Below are 26,003 nucleotides of genomic sequence, written 5' to 3'. Positions count from 1 at the left end.
CCGCTCCGACGGCCAGGCCGCCGTAGGTGACAGGACCCGCCAGCCCGGTCGCGCGCGGCAAAAGTGGCCTAAATTGACCCCGTGAGCCCAGAAATAGCGATCCGCGGCGGCACCGTCATCGACGGCACCGGCAACCCCGGCCAACAAGCCGACATAGGCATCGCCAACGGCCGCATCGTCGAAATCGCCGAAACCGTCAAAGCCCCCAAAGAAATAGACGCCATCGGCCGCCTCGTCTGCCCCGGCTTTATCGACTGCCACACCCACTACGACCCCCAAGTGCTGTGGGACCCCTGGCTGTCGTCGTCGTGCTGGCACGGGGTCACCTCGGTGGTGGCCGGAAGCTGCGGCTACAGCATCGCCCCCACCAAGGCCGCCGACCGGGCCTCGCTCATCCGCACCCTCGACAAAGTGGAGGACATGCGGGTGGCCACCCTGGAGGCCGGGGTCAACTGGGACTTCGAGACCTACGGCGAATACCTCGACGTGATCCAGCGCCGGGGCTTGGCCGTCAACTTCGGCGGCTACGTGGGCCACACCGCGGTGCGGCTCTACGTCATGGGCCAAGACGCCTACGAGCGGGAGGCCACACCCGAGGAGATCGACCGGATGAAGGCCGCGGTGGCCGAGGCCATCACCGGCGGTGCCCTGGGCTTCTCCACCGACCGGGCCGGGTTCCACCTGGGCGACGGCGGCCGCCCGGTACCGTCCATCGCCGCCTCCCAGGAGGAGACCGAGGCTCTCATCAGGGTCACCGCCGAGATCGGCCGGGGAGTGGTGCATGTGGCGCCGGGGGAGAACTACCGCTGGGTGTACGACCTCCAGCCCAAGCTGGGCCGGCGGCTCAACTGGTCGTCCATCCTCACCTATCCAGCCGCGGCCTCCTCCCGGGCCGACTACCGCACCAAGCTGTCCGACCACCTGGCCGGACGGGCCGCCGGGGCCGACGTGTGGGTGCAGGTCACCTGCCGTCCCATCACCCAGCACGTCACCATGATCGAGCCCACCTCCTTCTACACCATGGGCTCGTTCAAAGAGCTGGTGGCCCTGGCCCACGAAGACCGCCCCACCCTGTACGCCGACCCCGATTGGCGGGCCCGAGTGCAGTCCGACCTCGACGCCAACGGCCTGCTGGCCTCCCGGTGGAACACGCTGGCCATCGTGGAGTCGCCCAACCAGCCCGATCTGGTGGGCAACACCGTCGGGGGAGTGGCCGCCGAGCGGGGCTGCACCCCGTGGGACGCCATGTGCGACATCGCTTTGGCCGACGGACTGCTCACCCGTTTCGAGATCACCTTCGCCAACGACGAGGTCGACGGCGTGACGTCTCTCATGCAGGCCGAGGGAGCGGTGATGGGCCTGTCCGACGCCGGCGCCCACGTCGGCCAGATCTGCGATGCGGTGATGCCCACCGACTTCCTGTCCCGCTGGGTGCGCGACCGCCAGGTGATGACCCCCGAAGCCGGCATCCACAAGCTCACCGGCGAGCTGGCCGAGATGCTCGGCCTGGCCCCCGACCGGGGCTACCTGCGCCCCGGCGCAGTGGCCGACGTCACCGTGGTCGACTGGGACAACCTCGACGTTGGCCCCATCCGCCGGGTCCACGACATGCCCGCCAAGGGCGAGCGCCTCATCGCCGACGCCCCCTCCGGCGTCGACCACATCCTGGTGGCCGGCACCCCCACCCGCCTCGACGGCAAGTCCCTCTTAGACCAGCTAGAGACCCTCCCCGCCACCACCCTCCGCTCAGCCTGAGCAGCCCGACGGGCTGGCCCCAGCAGTTGACCTAGCCCGGGGGCACCACCGGGTCGATGCCCAGGTCGGTGTAAGTGACAGCGGGGAAGTACGGCACGCCCAGGGCTTCGTACCGGCGCCGCGCGGTGTCGCCCCGGTCGACGACTGTGGCCACCGCCACCACATCAGCCCCGGTGTCGCGTACCACCTGGTAGGCCTTCTCGGTCGAGCCTCCGGTGGTGGTTGCGTCCTCGAGAAGCAAAACCCGGTAGCCCGGTCCGAGAGGGGTGCCTTCAATCTGCTGTCTCGTGCCCCGCTTCTTCGGTTCCTTTCGAACCGAGAACCAATGGCCGCCGGTCTCGGCGGCGATGCCCACCGCCAGCGAGTCGGCGCCCATGGTCATCCCCCCGGCCGCGTCAAACTCGATGCCGGCGTCTCGAACCTGCTGAACAATCGCCCGGCATGCCACCTGAAGGTCGGCCCATCGGCAGAGGGCCACCTTGACGTCAACGAAATCGCTCGACATGGCCCCGCTGGCCAGCTCAATCGGCTGGTCCAGTTTCCGCAGTCCCTGTCGTTTGATGATGTCGATGAGCGCCGCGTCAGCCACGTCCCCAGCCTAGTCAGACCCCCGACAATTCCCGGACCGCTCAAATAAATGGAAATAAATTGGAATTGTCTAGATTTCCACAAGCGATCCCCAGCTTAGGTCCGCTACGGTCGTCCCAAACTTCCCCCATTCAATATAAGAGTGAGGGGAGGAGCCTGTGTCTGCTCCGCCTGTTTCTTGCGCCTGGGCACCGTGGTGGACGCCCGAGCAACTCCGCAGTTTTCTGAGCCACGTGGAAAGCGTCGTTCAAGCCCGGTTCGGCGGGTACACCGTGGATGAGGCCGACGGCACCGTGACCGTGGAGAAGATGGACTGTGTCCTGGGCTTGTCCAATTTGGCCCAAACCTGCCGCGCGGCCGAGCCCGAAGATTGGCGGCTCATCGTCTACAACCACGTCGCCCGGCTGGATGATTTCGCCCCCGAGGTCCTGGCCGAGCGCCTGGCCGACTACCAGAAGCTCCAGCCCGACCTGCGGGTGAGGGTGGTCGGTCCCCAGCATCTGAACCAGATCGACCCGGTCTGCGACCCTCTGCCCTTGGGCCTCTCCGCCTGTCTGTCGGTGGATTTGGATGGTGCTGCCTGCCCGGTAGACCGCAGCTACTTCGATGAATGGGGCATCGAGCAAGGCGAGGTGATGGCGGTCGGGTTGGCCAACACCTTGATGGACGAGCCGCTGGCGGCCCTGGAGGGGAGCGAGTTGCCCGGCAATGTCCGGGTGTTCACCGGCGAGTCCCTGTTCGTGACCGGCCACCTGCTCGACTTCGCCCGCACGGTTCCCGACATCAGTCCGCAGGGGGCAGTGGTCACCGTGCCCGCGGCCCACACCGTGATGGTGTGCCCCATCGAGCTCGACGAGCAGTTCGTGGAGGATTCCGCCACCATGCTGGCCGCCAGCTACATCCGCTACCTGGCCGGTCCCAACTCGGTCAGCCCCAACGCCCTGTGGTGGCGCCCCGGCCATCCCCTGGAAGGCTTCGCCCGTCTCGACAACCAATCCTTCGAACTCGTCGCCCCCGAACCTCTCCGCTCGAAGTTGTGGCAGGGTCTCAGGAGCGGCAGCACTTAGAGCCCACCCACGCCGCTCTGCCAATATGTCTCTGCAAGCAAGGCGTGGGGGAGCAACGCATGACCATGACAGACACCAGGGCACTATCGCTCGACGAGATCGACATTCACTCCACTCACCTCTACCAAGACCGCGGCTATCCATGGGCGGCGTGGGATCTGCTGCGAGCCGAAGCCCCGGTGCACTGGTACGAGCGCCCCGACATCGAGCCGTTCTGGGCCATCACCCGCCACGAGGACATCCACTGGGTGTCGTCCAACGACAAGCTGTTCATCAACGGCGGCCCCCGCCTCCGCCTGGCCTCCATCGAAGAGGACAAGGGCATGTGGGAGCGCCGGGAACGGCGGCTCACCGAACTGGGCTGGGATCTCGACGAGCCCATGGACATGGTGTTCTTGGACCGGCCCCGCCACACCCGGTTCCGCCTGCTCACCGCCCGCCGGTTCACCCCCCGGGCCATGCGGGAGCACGAGGAGCACCTCGCCCAGTACGCCGCCCGGTTCACCGGCGAGTTCGTAGAGATTCTGGAGCGCGACGGCGAAGCCGATTTGGTGCTGGACTACGCCGTGAAGCTGCCGCTGGCCACCATCTGCGATCTCATGGGCCTCGACATCGAGGACTGGTCGAAGGTCCACAAGTTCACCGAGATGGCGTTCAACGACGAGGAGAACATGCGGTGGGCCGAGCCCGGCGAGACCTTCGACGACCTGAGGTTCCGAATGGGCAAGGACTTCAGTGCCTATATCGGGACGATCATCGAAGACTGCCAGGCCGAGCCCCGCGACGACCTCACCGGCGCCGTGGTCCAAGGCGAGGTCGACGGCTGCCCGCTCAACACCCAGCAGCTCACCGGCTACATCACCCTGCTGCTGGGCGCCGGCAACGAGACCACCCGAAACGCCACCACCTCGGGCGTCACCGCTCTGCTTCAAAACCGCGACCAGATCGACCGCCTCCTGGCCGATGAGTCGCTGATCGAGCCGGCGGTGGAGGAGATCCTGCGGTGGACCTCCCCGGTGATCCAGTTCGCCCGCACCGCCACCGCCGAAGTGGAGCGCCACGGCCAAACCATCAGAGAAGGCGACACCGTGGGGGTGTTCTACCCGTCGGCCAACCGGGACGACGCGGTGTTCGACGATCCCTATCGCTTCGACGTGGGCCGCAACCCCAACCAGCACATGGCCTTCGGCCACGGCGTCCATTTTTGCTTAGGCGCCAACCTGGCCCGCTGGGAGCTGCGGGCCATGCTCAAGGCCATCCTGCCCGTGCTGCCCCGCTTGGAGCTGGTCGACGAGCCCGAACGCCACGGCCACCTCCACCTCGGCGCCGTCAAACACCAACAAGTCCGCCTACTGGCATAACAACAAGGAGAAATCAACATGGGACGTTTAGAGGGCAGGGTGGCGTGGGTCACCGGAGCGGCTTCGGGCATCGGCCTGGCGAGCGCAGAACGGTTCGCCGAAGAAGGGGCCGTGGTGATCGGCTCCGACATTGCCGAAAGCGATGGCTGGAAGGCGGTGGCCGAAACAGCACCGGCGTCAAGCTTTCATCTGGTCGATGTGCGGGATGCCGACGCCCAAGAAGAGCTGGTGAGCCAGATCATCCAAGACCACGGACGGCTCGACGTGCTGGTCACCGCGGCCGGGGTAGCCGGCGGCGGCCAGGTTCACGAGCTCGACGTCGAGGAGTGGGACCGGGTGCAGGACATCAACCTCAAGGGCACCATGCTGTCGTGCCGGGCCGCCCTCAAACCCATGGTGGAGGCCCGCTCGGGGAGCATCATCACCATCGCCAGCGTGGAGGGTCTCGAAGGCTGCGAGGGGGGCAGCACCTACAACGCCTCCAAGGGCGGGGTGATCCTGCTCACCAAGAACATCGCCAACGACTACGGCCCGGCCAACATCAGGGCCAACGCCATCTGCCCCGGCTTCATCGACACCCCCATGTTCCAGTCGGTGATACCCCATCTCGGGCCCATCGCCGACAGCATCCGCGACCAGCACAAGCTCAAGCGCTGGGGCCTCCCCTCGGAGATCGCCGGAGCGGCTTTCTTCCTGGCCTCCGACGACTCCTCGTTCGTCACCGGCGTCGCCCTCCCCGTCGACGGCGGCTACACCGCTGGCCACGCCCACGGCATGACCACTATCTAGCCAGCCCACCATCTGGATCAGGCCCTCAAACGGGGCGGAACTTGATGAGGGTGATCTCGTCGGTGGCGTCCTCGAACACGGCTTCAACCGGCAAGCCGCAGGCAATGGTGTCGTTGTCGATGCCCACGAGGTTGGAGTACACCATCGGCCCTTCCTCCAACTCCACCAGCACCACGTTGTAGGGGAGCTCCGGCTCGAACGACGGGATATAGGGCTGCCTCATGATGGTGAAGCCCCACACCGTGCCCCGGCCCGACGCCTCGGTCCATCCCCGGTCGAACGACAGGCACGCGGGACAAGAGGCATAAGGGGGAAACCACACGTGCCCGCAGGCCTGGCACTGCGGCAGCACGAAGCGGTGCTCGCGGGCCGCAGCCCAGAACTCCCGATCCTCGTGGGTTACCGTCGGCAGCGGCTTTAGGTAATCCCTGCCCTCGGTCACAGCAGCCCGTCCCGGCACAGCAGCGACGCCCCCGGCAGCGCCGACAGGCACCAGTACAGCGACCAGTCACAGTCGGGAATCTGGCGCTCCCCGGCTTGGCCCCGCAGCTGGCGCACCGCCTCGGCGTGCTGGTTCCACCCCTGGAGGTACGACTCGCTCAACATCCCCCCGCTGGTGTTGATCGGCAGCTCCCCGCCGAGTGCGATACGGCCGTTCTGCACCCACTCCAAACCCTGGCCCTTGGGGGCGAACCCGAATCCCTCCAGCCCCCACAGCACCGACACGCTGAAGTTGTCGTACACCTGAAGGCAGTCGATGTCTTCGGTGGTCACCCCCAGCGGGTCGAACAGATCGGCCTTCATCGACCGGCAGGCCTCGTCCCAGAACCCCAAGTCCACGTACCACTCCCGGAAATTGGCCCGCCCCGCGGTGCCGGCGATCAGCACGGGGGGATGGGCCAGGTCGCGGGCCCGCTCCGCAGTGGTCACCACGTAGGCCACCGCCCCGTCGTTGATCAGGCAGTAGTCGAACAAGCGCAGCGGCTGGGCGATGTACCGGGACGCCAGGTAGTCGTCGATGGTCATCTCTTGCTGCATGATGGCCCCCGGAGTCATCCGGGCATGCGAGCGGATGGCCACCGGAATCGCCCCCAGCTGCTCCTCGGTGCCCCCGTATTCGGCCTGGTAGCGGGTGAAGGCCAGCGAGTACTGCGCCCCCGGCGAGGCCATGCCGTAGATCGAGTCGTACAGCAGCCCCTGGCCCTGGGCCCCGAACTTGACGCCCTGGCTGCGGAACACCACCGAGTTGAACAGCACCACGTAGTCGGCCAGACCGTGGTGGACCGCGGTGGCGGCGTGCATCAGCGCCATGGCGCACATGCGCCCGGCTCCGGGGTAGTCCACCACGAAGCGCACGTCGGTGAGCCCGGTGCGGTAGGCCACCGGCTCATAGTGGGGCAGCCCTCCGGTGATGAGCCCGTCGATCTGCGACTTCTCCAGCCCGGCATCGGCGATGGCCTCGGCGATGGCCTCGGTGGCTAGCGCCTCCCCGGTCCGCTCCGGGTCCGGCGTGCGGTACAGCCCGGCGAAATCGCTGCCCCCAATGCCGACAATGGCCGTCTGCCCGGCAAACTCCCGATCGCTCATCGCTCAGCGACACTACTGGCCGAGTTCCCGCACTCCCTGCTTGTGACGCGGGCGCAGTGCAGCATCTATCGTCAGGGGAGGGAACAGCCTGGGAGGGGAACCCGATGAAGATGAATCCGAATAAGACGTGGCGGTTGGTGGCCGAGAAGCTGGAGGCTGAGACCAACCCCCGGCGGCGCCATGTGCTGGAGCTGGTGCTGGCCCACATGAAGTGCGAGGCCCAGGCCGACATCGAAGGGGTGGTGGCCACCCTCAGCGAGAAGCCCCAGTACATCATCTGGTCGAACCCCGACGATCCCATCGCCAGCCCCGGCGGTGACCGCGACGCCATCCGAGGCTTCTACGACCGCAGCATCGTGCAGACCGGCGCCCACCGCCTCGAGTTCGACTGCGACCGGGTCATCGCCGACGACGATGCGGTGTTCACGGAGGGCGTGATGAGCATGGCCTACCCCGGCCGCACCTTGGAGGCCATGGGAATCGAGGTTCCCGACGTGGACTCCTACTACCTCGCCCAAGCCCGCATGGGCATCGTGTGGCCCGTCGATCTAGACGATCCCGAGGCCCGCCTGCGGGGCGAAGAGGTCTACTCCGCCAACGATGCCTTTGAAGGCGTCGCCGACCGCCCCATCAGCCTCGAAGAAATCGCCCCCCTAGAACTCGCCGCCGTTTAGCTACTACGGCGCCGACCAGGTTTCGGTGCGGAGGTAGGTGTAGACGCCTTCGAAGTCGGTGCGGGCTTTTTCGGGGAGGTCGACGGGGTCGCCGAGGCGGCTGGCGCCCCAGACGATGCGGGCGGTGTGCTCGGCTACCAGGGCGGCGTGGAGGGCGTGGTCGGGCGATTCGCCGATGCACAGCATGCCGTGGTTGGCCATGAGCACCGCCGAGCGGTCGGCCAGATGGCGCACAACCTCGTCGCCCAGTTCATCGGAGCCGGTGGGCCGGTAGTCGGACACCGGCACATCTCCGCCCAGGTACACGATGACTTCCTCGATCACCGCAGGGATGCTCTTGTGGGCTACCGCGAACATCGAAGCGTGTATCGGGTGGCAGTGCACCACCCCGCCCACCTCCGGGAATGCCCGATAGCAGGCCAAGTGCATGGCCTTCTCCGTGGAGGGCCGAGACGTGCCCTCCAACAGGTTCCCGTCCAGGTCAACTGCCGCCAGGTTGTCCATGCTCACCTGGTCGTAGGGGAGCGACGACGGGGTCAGCCAGATCATCCCGTCGTCGGCCCGGCCTGACACGTTCCCCGCGGTGCCCACCACCAGCCCGGCCGCGTCCATGGCCTGGGCCGCGGCCACCACCTGGGCTCGAATGTCGGCGTTTTCGGTCATTGCCACACCTCCGGGTTGGCCAAGCGGTAGGGCCGCTCACCGGCCAGGAGCCGGCAGATGTCCTCCACCACCATGTCGGTCTGGTTCACCTCGGTGTCGTAGGTGGCGCCGCCCACATGGGGGGTCAGCACCACGTTGTCGAGGGTGGTCAGCGGGTGGTCGGGCGGGAGAATCTCCCCCTGCACGTGGTCGAGCCCCGCGCCCCCCAGATGGCCCGACGCCAGGGCCTCCACCAGGGCGTCGGTGTCGTGCAGTGCGGCCCGGGCGGTGTTCACATAGACGGTCCCCGGCCGCATGGCGGCGAACTGCTCAGCGCCGATCATCCCCGTCGTCTCCGGGTTGACCGGGGCGTGCATGGACACCACGTCGGCAGTGGCCAGTAGCTCATCCAGATCACAGTCGGCGTCGGACTGGTAGGGGTCGTGGGCGATCACCGTCATCCCCAGACCCTCGAAGCGCCATTTGACCGCCCGTCCCACTGCACCCAGCCCCACCAGCCCCACGGTGCGGCCGGCCACCTGCCAGGCCCGATACCGCTGATAGGGGATGGAGCCGGCGAACACCGTGCCCGCCCGCATGTCCCGGTCGCCCATCACCACATGGCGGCTGACGGCAAACATCAGCGCCACCGCCATCTCGGCCACCGCATCGGCGTTGCGCCCCGGGGCATGGAGCACCGGAATGCCCGCCGCGGTGGCGCCAGCTACGTCCACGTTGGTGGGGTCGCCCCGGGTGGAGGCCACCAACCGCAGCGGCTGCTCGAACACCGGCCCCTTGCACTCGTCGGCCTCGCACACCAGCAGGTCGGCCGACACCGCCGCCAACCGGGCGGCCAAGTCATCGGCACGATAAAGACGGAAGGGCTGGTGCTCGATCCACGGATCGAACTCCACGTCGGCCACCTCCCGCAGCCGGTCCAAGCCCGGCCCCCGCAGCGGAGCGGTCACCAGCGCTCTCGGTCTGCTCACGCTATGAGCGTAGGGTTTATGACCGTGGCTGAAGCAGTCGAGGTCACGGTGGGCATCGACATTGGCACCACCTCGGTGAAGGCGGTGGCCGTCGACGAGGACGGCGGTGTCCAGGCCCGAGCCCGCATCCCCCACGACGTCAACGCCCCCTCTCCGGCGGTGCTTGAGCACGATGCCGCCGCGGTGTGGGCCACCAGCGTGGTCGAGGCCTGCGAGACCGTTTCGGCCGGGCACAAAGTGGCGGGCATCGGCTTGGCCGCCATGGTTCCGTCGCTGGCCGCGGTCGACCGCAACGGGATGCCGGTCTCGCCGGGAATCCTGTACGGCGACCACCGAGGACACCACCCTGACGGCGAGTTCGTCGGCTTCTTGCGCTCACTGGAGCAGGCTGTGCCCGACGCCCATGCCTACTGGCCGGCGCAGGCGGTGGCCAGCCACGCGTTGTGCGGAGCCGCTGCCATCGACGGGGTCACGGCTATGACCTGCCTGCCCGCGTTTGGGGCCGACGGTTGGGACGCCCAGTGGTGCGATCCCGGCAAGCTCCCCCATCTAGCGATGGATTCCACCCCCATCGGAGAGCGGGGCGATGCCCCGGTGTCCGCCGGCACCGTGGACGCCTTGGCTGAGCAGCTCGTGGCCGGGGCCGATTTGCCGGGCGACGTGCTGGTGATCTGCGGCACCACCCTCATCACTTGGGCGGTGGGCGAGGGGTGGCCCGAGGCCGAGGGGCTGTGGACCATCCCGCACCTCCAACCCGGCCTGTCCGCCATCGGCGGGCCGAGCAACGCCGGAGGCCTGTTTCTGGAGCAGGTCCGGGCCCTCACCGGCGATCCGGAGGATGAGCCGCACCACCCCGACCGCGTGCCGCTGTGGGTGCCCTACATCCGGGGTGAGCGCACCCCCCGCCACGACCCCGACCTGCGGGCCGCATTGGTGGGCCTGGATGTGGGCCACGGTCCCGCCGACGTGCTGGCCGCCGGCTACGAGGCCGCCGGGTTCGTGGTCCGCCACCACCTCGATCTGGCCGGCATCAGCCCCGAGCGCATTGTGGCCGTGGGCGGGGGCACCCAGGTCGAGCGCTGGATGCAGGCCCTGGCCGACGCCACCAGCTTGCCGGTAGACGTCACCGCCGTGCCCGAGGGGGCCGCGAGGGGAGCGGCCTGGCTGGCCCGCATCACCGCTGGCTTGGAGTCCGGCGACTGGGTCGAGGCCCGCCGCTGGGCCCGCACCGGTCGCCGAGTGGAGCCCCGGGCCGACTGGGCCGAGGCCTGCAACCGCCGCTACCCCCAATGGCGCGCCGCTTGCGACGCTCGCATCGGTGCTGCACAGTAAGGCGCGCACAAAAGAGGAGATCCATGAAGTTCGCAGTGACGTTTCCGATGGTGGCCCACCCCTGGGACCAGAGGCTGATCACCAAGCAGGGCGTGGTGGACTTCGCCCGCACCGCCGAGGAGTCCGGGTTCCACGGACTGGGCTTCACCGACCATCCCGCGCCCACCGACCGCTGGCTCAACGCCGGTGGCCACGACGCCGTGGACCCGTTCGCCGCCCTGGCCTTCTGCGCCGCGGTCACCGACCGCATCAAGCTCATCCCCAACATCGTGGTGGTGCCCTACCGGAACCCGTTCATCATGGCCAAGGCCATCGCCACCGTCGACGCCTTCTCGGGCGGCCGGTTCATCTTCGCCACCGGCTCCGGCTACCTCAAGGGCGAGTTCAAGGCTCTCGGCGTCGACTTCAACAACCGCAACCAGATCTTCGACGAGGCGCTCGAGGCCATGATCGGCATCTGGACCACCGACGACTTCGCCTACGAGGGCAGCACCTTCACCGCGCTGGGCCAAACCGCCAACCCCAAGCCGGTCCAGAAGCCCCACCCGCCCATCTGGATCGGCGGCAACTCCAAGCGGGCCCGCCGGCGGGTGGCCACCGTGGCCAACGGCTGGACCCCGTTCCCCGCTCCCCGGGTGTTGGCCACCACGGCCCGGACCCCGCCGCTGGAGACCCTGGACGACTTGGCGGCCCTGCTCGACGAGCTGTGGACCTATGTCGACGAGGCCGGCCGCGACCCCGCCGACATCGATGTCAGCTATCTGAACCACGTCGGCGGCCGACCGGCCGATCCCGACTTCGACGCCGACGCCCACATCGCCGCCCTGGCCGACCTCGAAGCGCTGGGGGTGACCTGGATCACCGTCAACCTCCCCGGCGACGACATCGAAGCCACCCTCGACACCATGCGCCGCTACGGCGAAACCGTCATCGCCCCCTCCCAGAGCACCTAAATGCCTGACCCCACCCCGACCGGTCCCGTCGGGTTGCCTGACCCCGCTCCCGCCCCGATCGGCCCCGTTATCCTGCCGGTTCCCGCCCCGACCGATCCGATCGAGTTCCCGTCCTACGAGCCGACCATTCCGGCGATGATCCGGGCGGCGGTACACGCCCACGGCGAGCGTCTTTTGGGCGTGCTGGAAGACCAGCGCATGACCTACGCCGACGCTGATGCCGCCTCAGCCGCCATTGCCAAGGGGCTGCTGGCCATCGGTGTGGGCAAGGGCACCCGGGTGGGGCTGCTGGCCCCCAACGGCCCCGACTGGATCGCCGCCTGGCTGGCCATCGGCCGCATCGGCGCCCTCGGCGTGATGCTCAACACCTACTACAAGGCCCGCGAGCTCGACTGGGCCCTGCGCCACGCCGACGTGCAGGTGCTGCTGTGCGCCCCCCGCCATCTCGGCCACGACTACCTCGACCGCCTAGAGGAGATCGCCGACCCCGGCGACGATCCCGCCATCCGCTCGCTCTCGCACCCCTATCTGCGATCAGTGTGGGCCTGGGGCCAGCCCGACCGGCCGTGGGCCAGGTCGATGGACGATCTGCTGGCCGCCGGCGAGGCGGTGAGCGACGAGCACTTGGCCGCCGCCGAAGCGCAGGTGACCCCGGCCGACGAGTTCGTGGTGGTGTACACCTCGGGCAGCACCGCCGCGCCCAAGGGCGCCATCCATGCCCAGGGGGCGATGGTGCGCCACGCCCACAATCTGGGGCAGTACCGCGACCTCACCCCCGACGACCGCCTCTACACCCCCATGCCCCTGTTCTGGGTGGGGGGCATGTCGTTCACCCTGGTGGCCGCCATCCACGTGGGTGCCGCAATGGTGTTCGAGGAGCGGTTCGACCCTGGCGAGACTCTGGCTCTCATCGAGCGGGAGCAGGTGACCATCGTGGCCGGCTGGCCCCACATGTCCAGGATGCTCACCGACCACCCCGATTTCGAAAAGCGTGACCTGTCCTCGGTGCGGGGCGGCAGCCTCGACGTGCTCCTGCCCCCCGAGCTGCGGATCGGCGATGTCGAGCTGCGGGTCAACTCGCTGGGCATGACCGAGACGCTCGGCCCCCACACCCTGGGCGTGATGGGCAACCAACTTCCCGAGGAAAAGTGGGGATCGTTCGGCTGGACCGTGCCGGGCATGGAGCACCGCATCGTCGATCCGGTAACGGGCGACGACTGCCCGACGGGAGAGCAGGGCGAGGTGTGGGTTCGGGGCTATGCCCTCATGAGCGGGCTGTACAAGGTGGAGCGGGCCGACGCCTTCACCCCCGACGGCTGGTACCGCACCGGCGACGGCGGCTACTTCGACGACGACGGCTATTTCTTCTTCACCGGCCGGATGGGCGATCTCATCAAGTCGGCGGGCATGAACATCGCCCCCCGAGAAGTGGAGTTGGTGCTGGAGGAGCCCGAAGAGGTCATGCACGCCTTCGTCTGCGGCGTGCCCCATCCCGACCGGCTGGAAGACGTGGCCGCCGCGGTGGTGCTGCGACCCGGCCAGTCGTTGACCGCCGAACAGCTCATCGCCTACACCGCGGCGCGGGTGGCGTCGTACAAGGTTCCCCGCCATCTCGCCGTCTACGACACCCCCGACGAGCTGCCCTGGCTCGACTCGGGCAAGATCGACCGCATCGGCGTCCAACAGATCCTCACGGAGCGCTTCACCGGGTGACCTTCATCCACGACCTTCTCACCGTCGTGCCCCGACGGGACGATTTCATCGTCGCCGACGACCGTCGCCTGTCCACCGACGAGGCAATCGACTGGGCCGACCGGGCGTCGGCTGATCTCGAGCCAGGCCAGACCACCGCCTTCCAGCTCCCCACCAGCCCCGAGGGCGTAGTCGCCTACCGGGCCTGCTGGCGAGCCGGCGCAGTTCCAGTCCCCCTGCTCCACGCCGACGGCGGCCGCCAGCGGGATCATGCGTTCGCCCTGCTCGGCCTCAACCGGCTTTTCGATCCCACCGACCACGCCGCCGGCGACCTCTCTCCCCATCCCCCCGCCCCAACCAACCCCGACGACCGGGCCCTCATCATGTTCACCTCCGGCTCATCGGGCGTCCCCAAGGGAGTGGTCCACACCCAGGCCTCCATCGCCTACAAGGTCCGCCAATACATCCACATCAGCGGCCTCACCGCCGACGACACCGTGCTGTTCCCGGCCTCGCTGGCCCACGTGGCCGGCCTCCTGCACGGCGTGCTCATCCCCGGCGCGCTCTCCATGAAGACCGTGCTCATGGCCCGCTGGGACCCGGGGGAGGCCCTGCGGCTCATCGAGCAGGAGCAGGCCACCTACATGATCGGCCCGCCCACCTTCTTCAACGACCTCATGGACCACCCCGACTTCAGCCCCAGCCGAACCGCCTCCTTTCGATTCCTCTCCATCGGCGGCTCCAGTGTCACCCCCGCCTTTGTGCATCGGGCCCGAGAGGCCTTCGGCTGCATCGTCAAGCGGGCCTACGGCTCCACCGAGGCACCCACCGTCACCACCTGCACCAACGACGACGATCCCGAGCGCATGGCCAACACCGATGGCCGCCCGTTCTCGCCTACCCAGATCAGGATTGACGAGCACGGCGAGATCCAGGTCCACGGCCCCGAGGTGACCGTCGGCTACCTAGACCCCGCCCACACTGCCGCTGCCTTCACCGACGACGGCTGGTTCCGCACCGGCGACTTGGGCCAGATCGATGAAGGCGGCTTTCTTACCGTCGTCGGACGGCTGGGCGACAAGATCATCCGGGGTGGCGAGAACATCGATGCCAACGAGGTGGAGGCCATCCTGGAGGCTCACCCGGCGGTGGGGCAGGCCGTGGTACTGGGGGAGCCCGACCACCGACTCGGCGAGCGGGTGGCCGCCTTCGTTGTGGTCGATGGATCCTTCGACCTGGAGGAGTGCCGCCGCTGGTTCGCCGAGTCCGGCGCCGCCCGCTTCATGACCCCCGAGCGCATCATCCCGATCGACGACATGCCCACGATGCCCTCGGGAAAACCCGACCGTACCCAGTTGGCCGAAAAACTCCGCCCCCCAACCCGATAAACTCCCAGTCGTGGCCCAATACCAGACCCCCGAGTGGCACCCGGCGTTCGAAGAGTATTGCGAGACCATCTTCGAGCTGGCCGAAGACGACGTAGACGTCATCCAGGCTCGGGTGGCCGAGCGCCTCGACGTGTCCCGCCCTGCTGTATCCGAGATGATCCACCGCTTGGAGGCCGAGGGCCTGGTCACCTTGAAGGGTCGGTCGATCGAACTGTCTCCCGACGGAATGGACCTGGCTGAGCGGGTGGTGCGCCGCCACCGTCTGGCCGAGGTGTTCCTCACCCAGGTGCTGGGCCTGTCGTGGGCCGACGCCCACGCCGAGGCCGGCAAGTGGGAGCACGTCATCTCCCCTCTGGTGGAGCAGGCCATGATGCGGGTGCTCGACGATCCCACCACCTGCCCTCATGGCAACCCCATCCCCGGTTCTGCCTACCAGGCCCCCCCAACCCAGGCACTGGCCAAGATCGAGGTGGGCCAGCGGTTTGTAGTCACCCGCATAACCGAAGAGCTTGAGTTCACCGAGGGTTTGCTCGACTTCCTCGAGGGCTCCTCAGTAGTCCCCGGCGCCGAAGGGACCATCACCGCCTCCTCCCCCGACGGCACCACAACCGTGGAGATCGACGGCAACCACGTCGGCATCGGCGGCTTCGCCAGCGAGCGCATCTTCGTCACCGCCGCCTAATCGGGGCGGTCGCCCCTTGCAGAAAATGAGGTGATGATGTCACCCCTACCACCTATCGTTGGGACCGAGGGGAGGCGCGGAACCAACCGCCTGCGCAGGGAAACCTGAGCACTCGGCCATCTCGCCGACTTCAGGTGGTCTGGCCTCCTTCTCATTGTCATATCGAAGCGTCAGCGGTCTGGGGCCGAAGTGCCATCGCACGGATATCCCAGCATTTGCTGATGGTCCCCCGCCGATTCCAGATCAACGCCATCGCAGCCTGACCGATCTTGGGTCCAGCGTGAACGGATTTCGACATGACAAAGGGTCTCCATTCAAAAAAGGAGGTACGCCGGGCCATCGCCAAGCTCCAACAAGAGGGTTGGAGCATTGTGGTGGCCTCGGGCGGGTCATCCCATACCTGGGGCAGTGCCCTATGCCCTTCGGGGCTCTGCCGGGTGTGGATCAAGGGCACTCCCCGCAACGCAGGCGACCACGCCAAGCAGCTATTGCGAGCCTTGAAGAAATGTCCCCACTGCTAGGGTCTTGCACACTTGGAGATTGACCTATGACGCAAACATCCATCGAGAGCGGATCAACAGTTTTGCCAGCCAGCACGTACCAATTCGTACTGGTGTTGAACGGGGCTGCGGACCTTGATGACGCTGATCATGATGCCTTGCATGAAGCAGGTTGTGACGACGCGGTCCTTAGCCGCGTCGACGGCGTCTTTTATCTCGATTTCGATCGTGAGGCTTCTTCTAGGTCCCAAGCAGTCCTTTCGGCCATCGAAGATGTGGAGTCGGTTTTCGGTGTGGGCACTTGCCATCTTCAGAACGATCCTCGGTAGCGATAGCGAATTGAGGTCTGACGGTCCTCAGATATGGACCTAACTCCCACACCGGATCAGGAGGCGCTGCGACACGAGTGCCGTCAGTGGCTCCAGCAGAATCTTCCCTGGGAGTACGGCCAAGGCCTGCCGCCGCTGTTCGACGATCTGGCCGAGGAGGTCGCCTATCTCCGCAAATGGCAGGCCGCTCTGGCCGAAGCCCGCTTCGTGGGCGTCTCCTGGCCGGTTGAGTTCGGCGGTCGGGGGGCCGGCCCGCTCCATCACTACATCGTCCAAGAGGAGCTGGCCCGGGCTCGGGCTCCCGAGCTGGTCGGGCGCCTCGGCGTGAACCTGATCGGCCCGACCCTGCTGGCCCACGGCACCGACGAGCAGAAACAGCGCTGGCTCCCCTCGATCCTTCCCGCCGAGCAGCTCTTCTGCCAGCTGTTCAGCGAGCCCGATGCCGGCAGCGATTTGGCGTCGCTGTCCACCCGGGCCGTTCCCGCCGACGGCGGATGGCGGCTCAGCGGCCAGAAGGTGTGGACGTCTTACGCCCAGTTCGCCGACTGGGGCCTGTGCCTGGCCCGCTCCCACCCCGACGAGCCCAAGCACCGGGGCATCACCGTCTTCATGGTGAACATGCACGCCCCCGGGGTGGACATCCGCCCCCTGCGCCAGATCACCGACGAGTCCAACTTCAACGAGGTCTTCCTCAACGACGTGTTCGTGGCCCACGACCAGGTGATCGGCGAGCCCGGCAACGGCTGGCGGGTGTCGCAGTCCACCCTCACCGTGGAGCGGGGCACCAACCCCCGCCAGCTCGTCATCCACCTCCAGCTGCTCGAAGAGCTGTTCCGCCTGGCGGCCGACACCGGCCGCAACCAAGACCCCGTGATCCGCCAGGCCCTGGCTCGCTCCTACATCGAGGTCCGCCTGTTCCAGCTTCAGAACTGGCGGGTTCTGTCCCGGCTGGCCCACGGCCGCGACCACGGCCCGGAGTCGGCCACCGCCAAGCTCTTCTGGAGCGAGATGAGCCAGCGCTTGCACCGCACGGCCATGGACGTGCTGGGCGCCGCTGCCCCCCTGTGGCGGGGCGACCCCCACAACCCCGGCGAGGGTCGCTGGCAGCGCTCCTGGCTGTACTATCAAGCCGCGACGATCTTCGCCGGAACCAGCGAAATCCAGCGAAACATCATCGCCGAGCGCACCCTGGGCCTCCCCCGAGAGCCCCGTTAGGAGCACCCATGAGCACCGCCTTCGACACCATCCAATACCAAGTCGATGAGGCCGTGGCCACCATCACCTTGAACCGGCCCGATGTGGCCAATGCCCAGGACACCCAGCTCATCGACGAGCTCGACGCCGCCTTCGACCTGGCCGAGGCCGACGACGAGGTGCGGGTGGTGGTAATGGCCGCCAACGGCCGCCATTTCTCCGCCGGCCACGACCTCAAGGCGCTGGTGGGCGACGTGGAGCCCGACAAGTGGCGGCTCATGCGCGACACCCCGGAGGGCAAGTTCCTCCACGAGAAAACCATGTACTTCGACCGCTGCTTGCGCATCCGAGACTTCCCCAAGCCCACCATCGCCGCCGTCCACGGCAAGTGCATCGCCGCGGGGGTGATGCTGGCGGCCATGTGCGATCTGATCGTGGCCTCCGAAGACGCCTCCTTCCAGAACCCGGTGCTGCGCATGACCGGCGCCGCGGTGGAGATCCTCATCGAGCCCTGGGAGATGCCCCCCCGCAAGGCCAAGGAGTTCCTGCTCACGGCCCAGACCATCTCCGCGGCCGATGCCGAGCGTCTGGGCATGGTCAACCGGGTGGTGCCCCGCGACGAGCTGGCCGCCACCACCAAGGAGATGGCCGAGGCCATCGCCCTGGTTCCCCCCGCCACCGCCGCGGTGGTGAAGCGGTCCATCAACAAGACCCTCGAGCTGATGGGCCAGAAAGACTCCTGGGACTACCACTTCATGGCCCACCACTGGATGCACAACACCGACACCGCCCTGGGCGCGCTGGAACGGCGCATGCAGAAGTCCTCGATGAAGGAAGTCTTCGCCGAGCACCGGGATTCGTAGGCCCGTGCCCATCGTCAAAGCCGCCCCCGAGTTAGAGCTCGACGTGGGGCGACTGCGCCGGGAGCGGTACGCCAAGCTCCAGGCCCAGATGGCCGCCGACGGGCTCGACGCCCTCGTGCTGCTCCACGGCCCCCACGTGGCCTACGCCACCGACTGTCTGCCCAAAGCCGCCGACGTCACCCACGCATCGGCCACCCGCCCGGTGGCCGTGGTGCTGGCCGATCATCCCCAGCCCTGCCTACTGGGCGGCGATCCCGACGGCCTCGACGTCGACTCCCATCCCGCCGTCTGGCCCGACATCGACGAGGGCGCCGCCGACCTCGGCGCCCAGCTCGACGCCATCCTGGGCAAGACAGCGCGCGGCGGGCGTATCGGCATCGACCTCATGACCGGGGCCATGCGCCGCACCGGCGTGCTGTCGGGGGCCGAGATCGCCGACGCGGCCAACACCATGGCCGCGGTCAAGCTCCACAAGACCATCGACGAGCTGGCCTGCATCCACCAGGCCCAGTCCCGCACCAACCGGGCCATGGCCTCGGTGTACGAGGCTCTGGTCCCCGGCGTGCGTCGCAGCGAGCTGGCCGCGGTGTTCCTCCGCCGCCTCCGGGAGGAGGGCATCGACGCCAACATGATCGACGTCATCTTCCAGCCCATGGCCCGCCGCATGGCCGACGGCCCCCGCACCACCACCGGGCACCTGGCCTTCCCCACCTGGTCGGGCGACCCCGTCTATGCCGAAGGCGATCTCATCTGGGTGGACTCCGGCAGCGACTACCACGGCTACGCCTCCGATTTCGGACGCACCTGGACGGTCGGCCGCTGGCCCACCCCCGCTGAGCAGCGCTGTTTCCTGCGGTGGCTGGTTGTGATGAACGCGGCCTATGAGGCCATCGCCCCTGGGGCCACCTTTGCCGAGGTGTGCGCCGCGGCCACCGCCGCCGACGCCCCCCACCGATCTGACGGCGAGCGCCCTTGGATGCCGCACTTCTACCTCGTCCACGGGGTGGGCATCGAGAGCGCCGAGATGCCCTTCTTGGGCACCGACAACGGCCCCGACTTCGACGCCGCCCACACCCTGGAGCCCGGCATGGTGCTGGTGCTGGAGCCCGCCATCTGGGAAGACGGCACCGGTGGCTACCGGGCCGAGGAGATCGTGGCCGTCACCGAAGACGGCTGGATCCCCCTGGGTGGCGGCCACCCCTACGACCCCTTCGAGGTGCCGCGATGATTCGTCACCCCTACGACCCCTTCGAGGTGCCGCGATGAGCCTGCACCTCCAGCGCCGGGCCCGAGCCGTCGACGCCCTGGCTGCCGCCGGGATCGACATGCTGGTCGCCGGGCGACAAGACCACATCAACTACATCACCGGTGCCCACCAGCTCTGGACCGCCGGCACCCGCCCGTTCGGCCCGGTCTGCACCCTCAATGTCGCCACCGGCGAGATATTCCTGCTGTCCACCTGGGACGAGGGCGTCCCCGACGACATCGATCTCGACCACCTCCACGGCATCACCTGGAACGGGGCCATCATCTACCAGCGCCTAGCCGCCAACCCGGGCATGGCCACCGCCCAGCGGGTAGGGGTCGACGCCTGGTCGCCGGGCATGGCCGGGCTGCTCGGCGCGGTGGCGCCCGAGGCCGAGATCGTCCCCGTCGACGACGTCTTGCTCGGTGCCCGCCGCACCAAGCTGTCCTCGGAGATCGACGCCATCCGGGCCGCCTGCGCCGTGGCCGCCGCCGGTGCCCAAGCGGCCGTCGCCCACCCCGGCAGCGACGCCCAGCGCCTGGCTGCCGGCGTTGAGGCCATGGCCCTCGCCGGCTCGTCCACCCCCGCCGGAGAGCCCCGAGTGCGCGGACCCGTCGTCGACTTCAGCTGCATCCGGTCCCACTATGAGGGCGGCCTGGGCCGCACCGTCGGCGGCCCGCCCCCCGACGCCCGCCCCCACGCCGCCCTCATTGCCGCCTGCGTCCCCGGCGCCACCGGCCACGACCTGCGCCGCGTCGCCCCCGACGGCGATTGGCTCATTCGGGGCTTGGGCATGGGATTCGAGTCCCCGGTGATCAACGCCCGCTACGGCACCGACGAAGTCCTCGAAGCCCATATGGTGCTCAGCGTGAGCGCTGCCACCGGCGCCGAATATGCTCGCGACACGGTTCTCATCACCGAATCAACACCCGAAATCCTCTCCCCGGAGGAGCCATGAACCTCGACTACCACGCCTACGACGCCGACAACCACCTCTACGAGCCCATCGACGCCTTCACCCGGCACCTCCCCGAGCGCTACCGCACCGCCATCCGCTACGTGGACGTCGAGGGCCGCACCAAGATCGCCATCAACAACAAGATCAGCGAGTACATCCCCAACCCCACTTTCGAGGTGGTGGCCGCCCCCGGCGCGTGGGAGGAGTACTACCGGGGCAACAACCCCGACGGCATGACCCTGCGGGAGTTCACCGGCAAGCCCATCCGCTGCCTGCCCGCCTTCCGCAATCCCGAAGACCGCGTCAAGTTGCTCGACGAACAGGGGGTGTACGCCACCCTGCTGTTCCCCACCCTGGCCTCGTTGCTCGAAGAGCGGATGAAGGACGACATCAACCTCACCCACGCCGCCATCAGCGCCTTCAACCGGTGGATGCTCGACGAGTGGACGTTCAACTATCACGACCGCATCTTCCCCACCCCGATCATCACCCTGCCCGATCCCCGCCGGGCCATCGAGGAACTGGAGTGGTGCGTGGAAAACGGCGCCCGAGCCGTGCTGATCCGCCCCGCCCCGGTGCCGGGGGTGAGGGGCTCCCGTTCCATGGGCCTGCCGGAGTTCGACGACTTCTGGAATGCGGTGGAGCAAACCGGGATCTTGGTCACCTGCCACGCCTCTGACTCCGGCTACGACGCCTACGCCAGCGACTGGGAGGGCGGCCGTGATGAGTTCCTGCCGTTCAAACCCGGCGCCTTTCGCACCGTCATCAGCCACGGCCGTCCCATCTTCGACACCATGGCCGCCATGATCTGCCACGGCCTGTTCGAGCGTCACCCCAGCGTGCGGGTGGCCTGCATCGAGAACGGCTCCACCTGGGTGGCCCCGCTGCTGCTCGAGCTGTCGCACGCTTACGGCAAGATGCCCCAGGAATTCGCCGAAGACCCGGTGGAAACCTTCCGCCGCCACATCTCGGTGAGCCCCTTCTATGAGGAGGACATCCCCGGCCTTATCGACCACATCGGCATCGACCGAGTGCTGTTCGGCTCCGACTTCCCCCACCCCGAGGGCTTGGGCAAGCCGCTCGACTTCATCAAGGAAGTGGCCCACCGCAGCCCCGAAGACCAGAAAAAGGTCATGTCCGAGAATTTGAAGGAACTGCTCACCTTGAGGCCAGCCGCATGAACAACCTCAAAGAGCTCCTCACGCTTCGACCTGCCGCATGAGCGAACAACCAGAGCAAACCACGGACTCCAGCGTCTTCTCGCGCTCCGACACCGATGAGGCCTCCGAGGCCGAGCGCACCAAGGGGCTGATCGAGCCGGTCGCGCTGGGGGAGTGGATGGACGCCCAGGGCCTGCCCGGCCAGGGCGAGCCCATCACCAGCCGGTTCATCTCCGGCGGCGCATCAAACGAGATTTTCGAGATCTGCCGGGGCGAGCACCGCTGGGCCCTGCGCCGCCCACCCCGCAAGGTTCCCGACGGCCGCAACGAGACCATGATGCGGGAGTTCCGCATCCTCTCCGCCCTGGCCGACACCGACGTCCCCCACGCCCGGGCCGCCGGCGGCACCGACGACACCAGCGTTATCGGGGCGGCCTTCTACCTCATGGACTTCGTCGACGGCTGGTCGCCCATCAGCGAGCCCGGATGGCCCGAGCCATTCGGGTCCGACATCGATGCCCGCCCCGGTCTGGCCTACGAGCTGGTCGATGCCATCGCCCGGCTGTCCAAGGTGGATTGGCAGGCCAATGGCCTTGAAGGCCTCGGCCGCCCCGACGGCTTCCACGAGCGCCAGGTCGACCGCTGGTACGCCCACCTCGAACGCTTCAAGTTCCGAGACATCCCCGGCCTCGACACCGCCGGCGACTGGCTCCGGGGCCGTACCCCCCGCAGCTACACGCCCGGCATCATGCACGGCGACTACCAGTTCGCCAATGTGATGTTCCACCACGGCGCGCCCGCCCGGATGGCCGCCATCGTCGACTGGGAGATGGGCACCGTGGGCGACCCGCTGCTGGATTTGGCCTGGGTGGTGATGAACTGGCCCGAGAACGAAGCCGGCCGCCCCACGGTGGGCTACGTCGACTACGAAGGCCTGCCCTTCCGCGACGACCTGCTGGAGCGCTACGCCACCATGTCGGGCCGCGACGTCGACGAGATCGACTACTACGTGATCCTGGCCCGCTTCAAGCTGGCCATCGTGCTGGAGGGCGGCTACGCCCGCTTCGTCGCCGGCGGCGCCGACAACCCGAGAATGGAAGCCTTCGGCCGCGTCGTTCTAGACCTTGCCCGCGACGCCGCCGCCCTGGCTCAAACCACCCCTCTCTAGCGGCAACTGCCGTTTGGCGTGCTTGGCCTTGGCCTAGTGGTTCGCCCGAGCGCGTCGAGCAGCCGAGGGAGCAGCCATAGAGGGGTCTGCAATATCAGCTTCAATCTGGTCGATAAGTCCGGAATGCCCGCTTCGGTAGCGCCGGCCACGTCCACGTTGGTGGGGTCGCCCCGGGTGGAGGCCACTGCCCGCAGCGGGTGCTCGAACACCGGCCCCTTGCACTCGTCGGCCTCGCACGCCAACAGAACCGAGCCAAAGGCACACCATGACACCAAACGCCGGGCCGCTCCCCCGTGGATCGAGGAACAGCCCGGCGAAGCCGTCAGCGTTCTATTGGGGACGGCAGTTGTAGAACCGCCAGTCCGTGACTTGCTTGTCTATGGATGGGTGATAGGTGCGACCGCCTTCGCCGCCGTCTACGCAGATGGGGTCGGGTGGGTAGGTGGGGTACCACTTGATCGCTTGAAACCTTGAGCTAGTGCGTGCTGAGGCATCGTACAGTCGCCTGTATTCCAGAGGGAAACACGGGGTGCGGTACCAGCTTCCGGTGTTGCTGCTTGTGGAGCGAAAATGGGAGTGTCGTTGGAGCACAATCGCGTAGCAGCCGTCACCAGTGTTGCCGCTTTCCTCGGCGTACTCGCAGTCGAGCGGGTTCTGGAAGCAGCGCAGCACCTCGGCAAGGTTTGGATCGTTGCTTGCGTCGGCGATGGGCACGCAGCCGGATTCTGACGGCGTGGAGCAGCGCATCAGTACCGGCTGGTCGGCTTCGTCGGCTTCCGTTACCGGCTCGACGTCGAGTCCTTGGGCTTGGGGCCGCTGCCATGTCGTGGCGAGCTTGTCGCTGCTGCCTGCGCTGTGCTGGGCCTTGACCCACACCTTGTAGGTGTCGCACTGCTTGACCTTGGCGAACGTCACCGACAGTGTGTCTGCGCTGACGGTCTTGGTCTTGCGCTGGCCGCAGTCGGGGTTGACGCGCACCTTGTAGCCGGTCGGCGTGGTGCCGGTCGTGGCTGCCTGCCAGCTGACGGTGAGGCCGTTTCCGGCCGCGTCCACCTGTAGCTCGGTGGGCGGCAAAGGCGGCAGCTCTACCGGCTCGACGGCGACCGCTGAGCCGGGGCCGAGTGTCGCTGCCGCCAGAGCGACAGCGACGACGGCAACAGATTTTCTAAACCTGGATCCACCGGTGGGGGTTGTGGGTTGGTGCGGCGGGTCGCGTCTTGCTATTCGGGGTTGGGTTTGGGTTCGTTGCGGGGGGTTTTCTGGGGGGGGGGGGTGTGGAGTTCATGGCGGCAAGAGTATCAAACTTCGGGAGGGGAACTATATGCCTGGCTAGCCAAGCCACTTCCGTGTAGCAAGTAGTGCCTGTGTAACGGTCGGTGCCTTGTCCTGACCGCCTCCTAGCCGGTACGGGGCTGGCCGTCACCGGACCACGCCTTACGGCGCGGCACATCCAGATTGCCTAGAGGTTCCGCTTCACGCGGTCCTCTGTCGGGTTCGGCATATTCGTGCTCAGCGTCACCTTCTGCATCATCGGCTGGCGCACCGCCAACAGGGAGGGGTTGCCGTAAAGGGGGCTGGCGATAGCCGGTGTCGTTATCAACATCGTCACGTTTCTTCTCACCGTCCTGTTCGTCGTGACAATCGTGTCGGCGGCCAACTAGACTCCTATGTTTCACCTGGTCAACGCCATTTGGCTAGCCAGGTATATAGTTCCCTAACTCTGTCTTCTGGCCGGAGGCACTAGGCGTCCCACACCACCGACAGCGCGGCGGGGGCTCGGAAGGCCAAGCCCACGATTTCCGGCGGTTCGACGCCGGGGTCCAAGCGAAGGCCGGGCAGGCGATCCAATAGGCATTCCAACACTGCTCGCATCTCCATGCGGGCCAGGTGGATCCCCAGGCACAAGTGCGGCCCGGTGGCGAACGCCATGTGGCCCTTGGGCTGGCGGAACACGTCGAACCGCTCGGGATCGTCCCACCGGGAGGGGTCGTGATTGGCCGAGCCCAGCGAGGTGTTGACCGCCGACCCGGCCTTGATCTCAATGCCGTCCACCACCGCGTCGGCTGTCGCGGTGCGGGAGACGCCGGTCAGCGGCGCCTCCCACCGCAGCGCCTCCTCCACCGCGGCGGTAACCAGCGACCGGTCGGCCCGCACCGCCTCCAACTGGGCCGGATCCGACAGCAACCCCACCATCATGTTGCTGGCCGCCCGATAGGTGGTCTCCGCCCCCGCGGGCAGCAGCAACCGGCAGAAGGCGATGATCTCGTCGTTGGTCAGCCGCTGCCCGTCCAGTTCGGCGTGGGCCAGCAGGCTGATCAGATCCCCCTGTGGCTCGGCCCGCCGGTCCTCCACCACCGGCTCCAGGTAGGCATACAGCCACTGAGATGCCGCGAATCCCCGCTCGATCTCGCTGGCCATGTTGGTGATCTCCACCGCCCGCCGGTAGAAGGCGGGCAGGTCGGCCTCCGGGAGCCCCAAGGCGATGGCGATCACATGAACCGGGAACACGAACATCAGCTCGCCCACCAAATCGGCCCGCCCCCGGTCCACAAAAGCATCGATGTAGTGGTCGAGCACCGGGTTCACAATGTCGTGCTCCCACCGCTCCATCTCCCGGCGGGTGAACGCCTGCTGGATCAGCTTGCGGTACTGCCCGTGCTCGGGCTCGTCCATCTCCAAGATGGTGTGGCCCATCACCAGTCCCATCGATTCGGCATACCCCGCCGACGAGAACGTGGCCCCGTCCCGCAGCACCGCCTCCACGCCGTCGTACGACAGCACGTTCACGATCTGCCGCTCCCCGGCCATCAGATCGCTCACGCTCACCGCTCCCAGCATCTCCGACACGCTGCCCCGGTGGACCGGGCACTGGGCCAAGAGCTCGGTGTACACCTCATAGGGATTGATGGAGTGCTCGGCCCCCTGGGCTTGGTCGAAGGCGTTAAACGGGTCGTACCCTTCGTCACCGGGTTCGGGGGCTCGGGCGGCGGCTAAAATCTCGCCCGGAGTCATCTCGAACTTCATGTCAAGCCGCTGCTATACCAAGTCTCGAACTTCATAGGCAGTCACTTTAAGTCCAACCCAGA

The 26,003-nt window shown here is 67.5% G+C and carries 26 protein-coding genes and 1 pseudogene; 18 read left to right on the top strand and 9 right to left on the bottom strand.

What is annotated here, in order from left to right:
- The first annotated feature begins 81 nt into the window (after nucleotides 1-81).
- The gene (locus ACOGI7_RS14250) at nucleotides 82-1,755 is read left to right on the top strand and encodes an N-acyl-D-amino-acid deacylase family protein (protein WP_419849419.1); all 1,674 of its coding nucleotides are present in this window, start codon (nucleotides 82-84) and stop codon (nucleotides 1,753-1,755) included.
- A gap of 31 nt (nucleotides 1,756-1,786) precedes the next feature.
- Here ACOGI7_RS14250 and ACOGI7_RS14245 read toward each other — a convergent pair whose 3' ends face one another.
- Nucleotides 1,787-2,344, bottom strand: coding sequence for an orotate phosphoribosyltransferase (locus ACOGI7_RS14245; protein ID WP_419849418.1), 558 nt, complete (start codon nucleotides 2,342-2,344; stop codon nucleotides 1,787-1,789).
- A gap of 232 nt (nucleotides 2,345-2,576) precedes the next feature.
- Between ACOGI7_RS14245 and ACOGI7_RS14240 the strand changes: the two genes are divergently transcribed.
- Genes ACOGI7_RS14240 through ACOGI7_RS14230 form a run of 3 tightly spaced genes read left to right on the top strand, consistent with a single transcriptional unit; the run spans nucleotide 2,577 to nucleotide 5,560 of the window.
- Nucleotides 2,577-3,410, top strand: a complete 834-nt coding sequence (locus ACOGI7_RS14240; protein WP_419849417.1) for a hypothetical protein — start codon at nucleotides 2,577-2,579, stop codon at nucleotides 3,408-3,410.
- A 59-nt stretch (nucleotides 3,411-3,469) separates the two neighbouring features.
- Nucleotides 3,470-4,771, top strand: a complete 1,302-nt coding sequence (locus tag ACOGI7_RS14235) for a cytochrome P450 (protein WP_419849416.1) — start codon at nucleotides 3,470-3,472, stop codon at nucleotides 4,769-4,771.
- 18 nt (nucleotides 4,772-4,789) lie between these two features.
- On the top strand, nucleotides 4,790-5,560 hold the full coding sequence (locus ACOGI7_RS14230; protein ID WP_419849415.1) for an SDR family NAD(P)-dependent oxidoreductase: 771 nt from the start codon (nucleotides 4,790-4,792) through the stop codon (nucleotides 5,558-5,560).
- Between the two features lie 25 nt (nucleotides 5,561-5,585).
- On the opposite strand, the gene ACOGI7_RS14225 is transcribed toward ACOGI7_RS14230, so the two are convergent.
- Together ACOGI7_RS14225 and ACOGI7_RS14220 are read right to left on the bottom strand one after the other, a co-directional pair.
- Nucleotides 5,586-6,002, bottom strand: a complete 417-nt coding sequence (locus tag ACOGI7_RS14225; RefSeq protein ID WP_419849414.1) for a Zn-ribbon domain-containing OB-fold protein — start codon at nucleotides 6,000-6,002, stop codon at nucleotides 5,586-5,588.
- Complete coding sequence (locus ACOGI7_RS14220) at nucleotides 5,999-7,147, bottom strand: thiolase C-terminal domain-containing protein (protein WP_419849413.1); 1,149 nt, start codon at nucleotides 7,145-7,147, stop codon at nucleotides 5,999-6,001. Before ACOGI7_RS14220 ends, ACOGI7_RS14225 begins: the two co-directional genes overlap by 4 nt.
- Nucleotides 7,148-7,251: 104 nt before the next feature.
- Between ACOGI7_RS14220 and ACOGI7_RS14215 the strand changes: the two genes are divergently transcribed.
- Nucleotides 7,252-7,821 carry a nuclear transport factor 2 family protein gene (locus ACOGI7_RS14215; protein WP_419849412.1) on the top strand — a complete coding sequence of 190 codons (570 nt, stop codon included), beginning with the start codon at nucleotides 7,252-7,254 and terminating at the stop codon, nucleotides 7,819-7,821.
- A gap of 3 nt (nucleotides 7,822-7,824) precedes the next feature.
- On the opposite strand, the gene ACOGI7_RS14210 is transcribed toward ACOGI7_RS14215, so the two are convergent.
- Entirely contained in the window at nucleotides 7,825-8,484 is a 660-nt protein-coding gene (locus tag ACOGI7_RS14210; RefSeq protein ID WP_419849411.1) for a class II aldolase/adducin family protein, read from the bottom strand.
- A complete protein-coding gene (locus tag ACOGI7_RS14205) occupies nucleotides 8,481-9,452 on the bottom strand; it encodes an NAD(P)-dependent oxidoreductase (protein WP_419849410.1) in 972 nt (323 codons plus the stop codon). Before ACOGI7_RS14205 ends, ACOGI7_RS14210 begins: the two co-directional genes overlap by 4 nt.
- A gap of 18 nt (nucleotides 9,453-9,470) precedes the next feature.
- Here ACOGI7_RS14205 and ACOGI7_RS14200 point away from each other — a divergent pair, with 18 nt between their 5' ends.
- From ACOGI7_RS14200 to ACOGI7_RS14140, 13 genes are all read left to right on the top strand, one after another.
- Nucleotides 9,471-10,784, top strand: a complete 1,314-nt coding sequence (locus ACOGI7_RS14200) for a xylulokinase (protein ID WP_419851517.1) — start codon at nucleotides 9,471-9,473, stop codon at nucleotides 10,782-10,784.
- A gap of 23 nt (nucleotides 10,785-10,807) precedes the next feature.
- Complete coding sequence (locus ACOGI7_RS14195; protein WP_419849409.1) at nucleotides 10,808-11,737, top strand: LLM class F420-dependent oxidoreductase; 930 nt, start codon at nucleotides 10,808-10,810, stop codon at nucleotides 11,735-11,737.
- Nucleotides 11,738-13,450 carry a class I adenylate-forming enzyme family protein gene (locus ACOGI7_RS14190; protein ID WP_419849408.1) on the top strand — a complete coding sequence of 571 codons (1,713 nt, stop codon included), beginning with the start codon at nucleotides 11,738-11,740 and terminating at the stop codon, nucleotides 13,448-13,450.
- Nucleotides 13,447-14,817, top strand: coding sequence for a class I adenylate-forming enzyme family protein (locus ACOGI7_RS14185; RefSeq protein ID WP_419849407.1), 1,371 nt, complete (start codon nucleotides 13,447-13,449; stop codon nucleotides 14,815-14,817). The genes ACOGI7_RS14190 and ACOGI7_RS14185 overlap by 4 nt, the downstream gene beginning before the upstream one ends.
- Nucleotides 14,818-14,827: 10 nt before the next feature.
- Nucleotides 14,828-15,499: a metal-dependent transcriptional regulator gene (locus tag ACOGI7_RS14180; RefSeq protein ID WP_419849406.1), complete on the top strand. Its 672-nt coding sequence runs from the start codon at nucleotides 14,828-14,830 to the stop codon at nucleotides 15,497-15,499.
- A 296-nt stretch (nucleotides 15,500-15,795) separates the two neighbouring features.
- Complete coding sequence (locus ACOGI7_RS14175; RefSeq protein WP_419849405.1) at nucleotides 15,796-16,020, top strand: hypothetical protein; 225 nt, start codon at nucleotides 15,796-15,798, stop codon at nucleotides 16,018-16,020.
- A 26-nt stretch (nucleotides 16,021-16,046) separates the two neighbouring features.
- Nucleotides 16,047-16,328, top strand: coding sequence for a hypothetical protein (locus ACOGI7_RS14170; RefSeq protein WP_419849404.1), 282 nt, complete (start codon nucleotides 16,047-16,049; stop codon nucleotides 16,326-16,328).
- 33 nt (nucleotides 16,329-16,361) lie between these two features.
- Nucleotides 16,362-17,543, top strand: a complete 1,182-nt coding sequence (locus tag ACOGI7_RS14165; protein ID WP_419849403.1) for an acyl-CoA dehydrogenase family protein — start codon at nucleotides 16,362-16,364, stop codon at nucleotides 17,541-17,543.
- A gap of 8 nt (nucleotides 17,544-17,551) precedes the next feature.
- On the top strand, nucleotides 17,552-18,385 hold the full coding sequence (locus ACOGI7_RS14160; protein ID WP_419849402.1) for an enoyl-CoA hydratase: 834 nt from the start codon (nucleotides 17,552-17,554) through the stop codon (nucleotides 18,383-18,385).
- Nucleotides 18,386-18,389: 4 nt separating this feature from the next.
- Nucleotides 18,390-19,613, top strand: a complete 1,224-nt coding sequence (locus ACOGI7_RS14155; protein ID WP_419849401.1) for a M24 family metallopeptidase — start codon at nucleotides 18,390-18,392, stop codon at nucleotides 19,611-19,613.
- A 34-nt stretch (nucleotides 19,614-19,647) separates the two neighbouring features.
- Complete coding sequence (locus tag ACOGI7_RS14150) at nucleotides 19,648-20,589, top strand: aminopeptidase P family N-terminal domain-containing protein (RefSeq protein ID WP_419849400.1); 942 nt, start codon at nucleotides 19,648-19,650, stop codon at nucleotides 20,587-20,589.
- A complete protein-coding gene (locus ACOGI7_RS14145; protein ID WP_419849399.1) occupies nucleotides 20,586-21,770 on the top strand; it encodes an amidohydrolase family protein in 1,185 nt (394 codons plus the stop codon). The genes ACOGI7_RS14150 and ACOGI7_RS14145 overlap by 4 nt, the downstream gene beginning before the upstream one ends.
- A gap of 37 nt (nucleotides 21,771-21,807) precedes the next feature.
- Nucleotides 21,808-22,917 (top strand): phosphotransferase family protein, encoded by a 1,110-nt coding sequence (locus ACOGI7_RS14140; RefSeq protein ID WP_419849398.1) that lies wholly within the window; start codon nucleotides 21,808-21,810, stop codon nucleotides 22,915-22,917.
- 107 nt (nucleotides 22,918-23,024) lie between these two features.
- Here ACOGI7_RS14140 and ACOGI7_RS14135 read toward each other — a convergent pair.
- From ACOGI7_RS14135 to ACOGI7_RS14120, 4 genes and pseudogenes are all read right to left on the bottom strand, one after another.
- Nucleotides 23,025-23,144 (bottom strand): annotated as a pseudogene (locus tag ACOGI7_RS14135) (3-phosphoglycerate dehydrogenase); the annotation flags it as partial.
- A 103-nt stretch (nucleotides 23,145-23,247) separates the two neighbouring features.
- Nucleotides 23,248-23,991, bottom strand: a complete 744-nt coding sequence (locus tag ACOGI7_RS14130) for a fibronectin type III domain-containing protein (RefSeq protein WP_419849397.1) — start codon at nucleotides 23,989-23,991, stop codon at nucleotides 23,248-23,250.
- Between the two features lie 385 nt (nucleotides 23,992-24,376).
- Nucleotides 24,377-24,574 (bottom strand): hypothetical protein, encoded by a 198-nt coding sequence (locus tag ACOGI7_RS14125; protein ID WP_419849396.1) that lies wholly within the window; start codon nucleotides 24,572-24,574, stop codon nucleotides 24,377-24,379.
- Nucleotides 24,575-24,657: 83 nt separating this feature from the next.
- Entirely contained in the window at nucleotides 24,658-25,941 is a 1,284-nt protein-coding gene (locus tag ACOGI7_RS14120) for a cytochrome P450 (protein WP_419849395.1), read from the bottom strand.
- Nucleotides 25,942-26,003 lie beyond the last annotated feature (62 nt).

Origin of the sequence: Candidatus Poriferisocius sp., from assembly GCF_965204145.1 — a bacterium.
Lineage (GTDB): Bacteria > Actinomycetota > Acidimicrobiia > Acidimicrobiales > Bin134 > Poriferisocius.
Note: the sequence above shows the minus strand (reverse complement) of the source record. Positions and strands in the feature narration are given on the sequence as shown.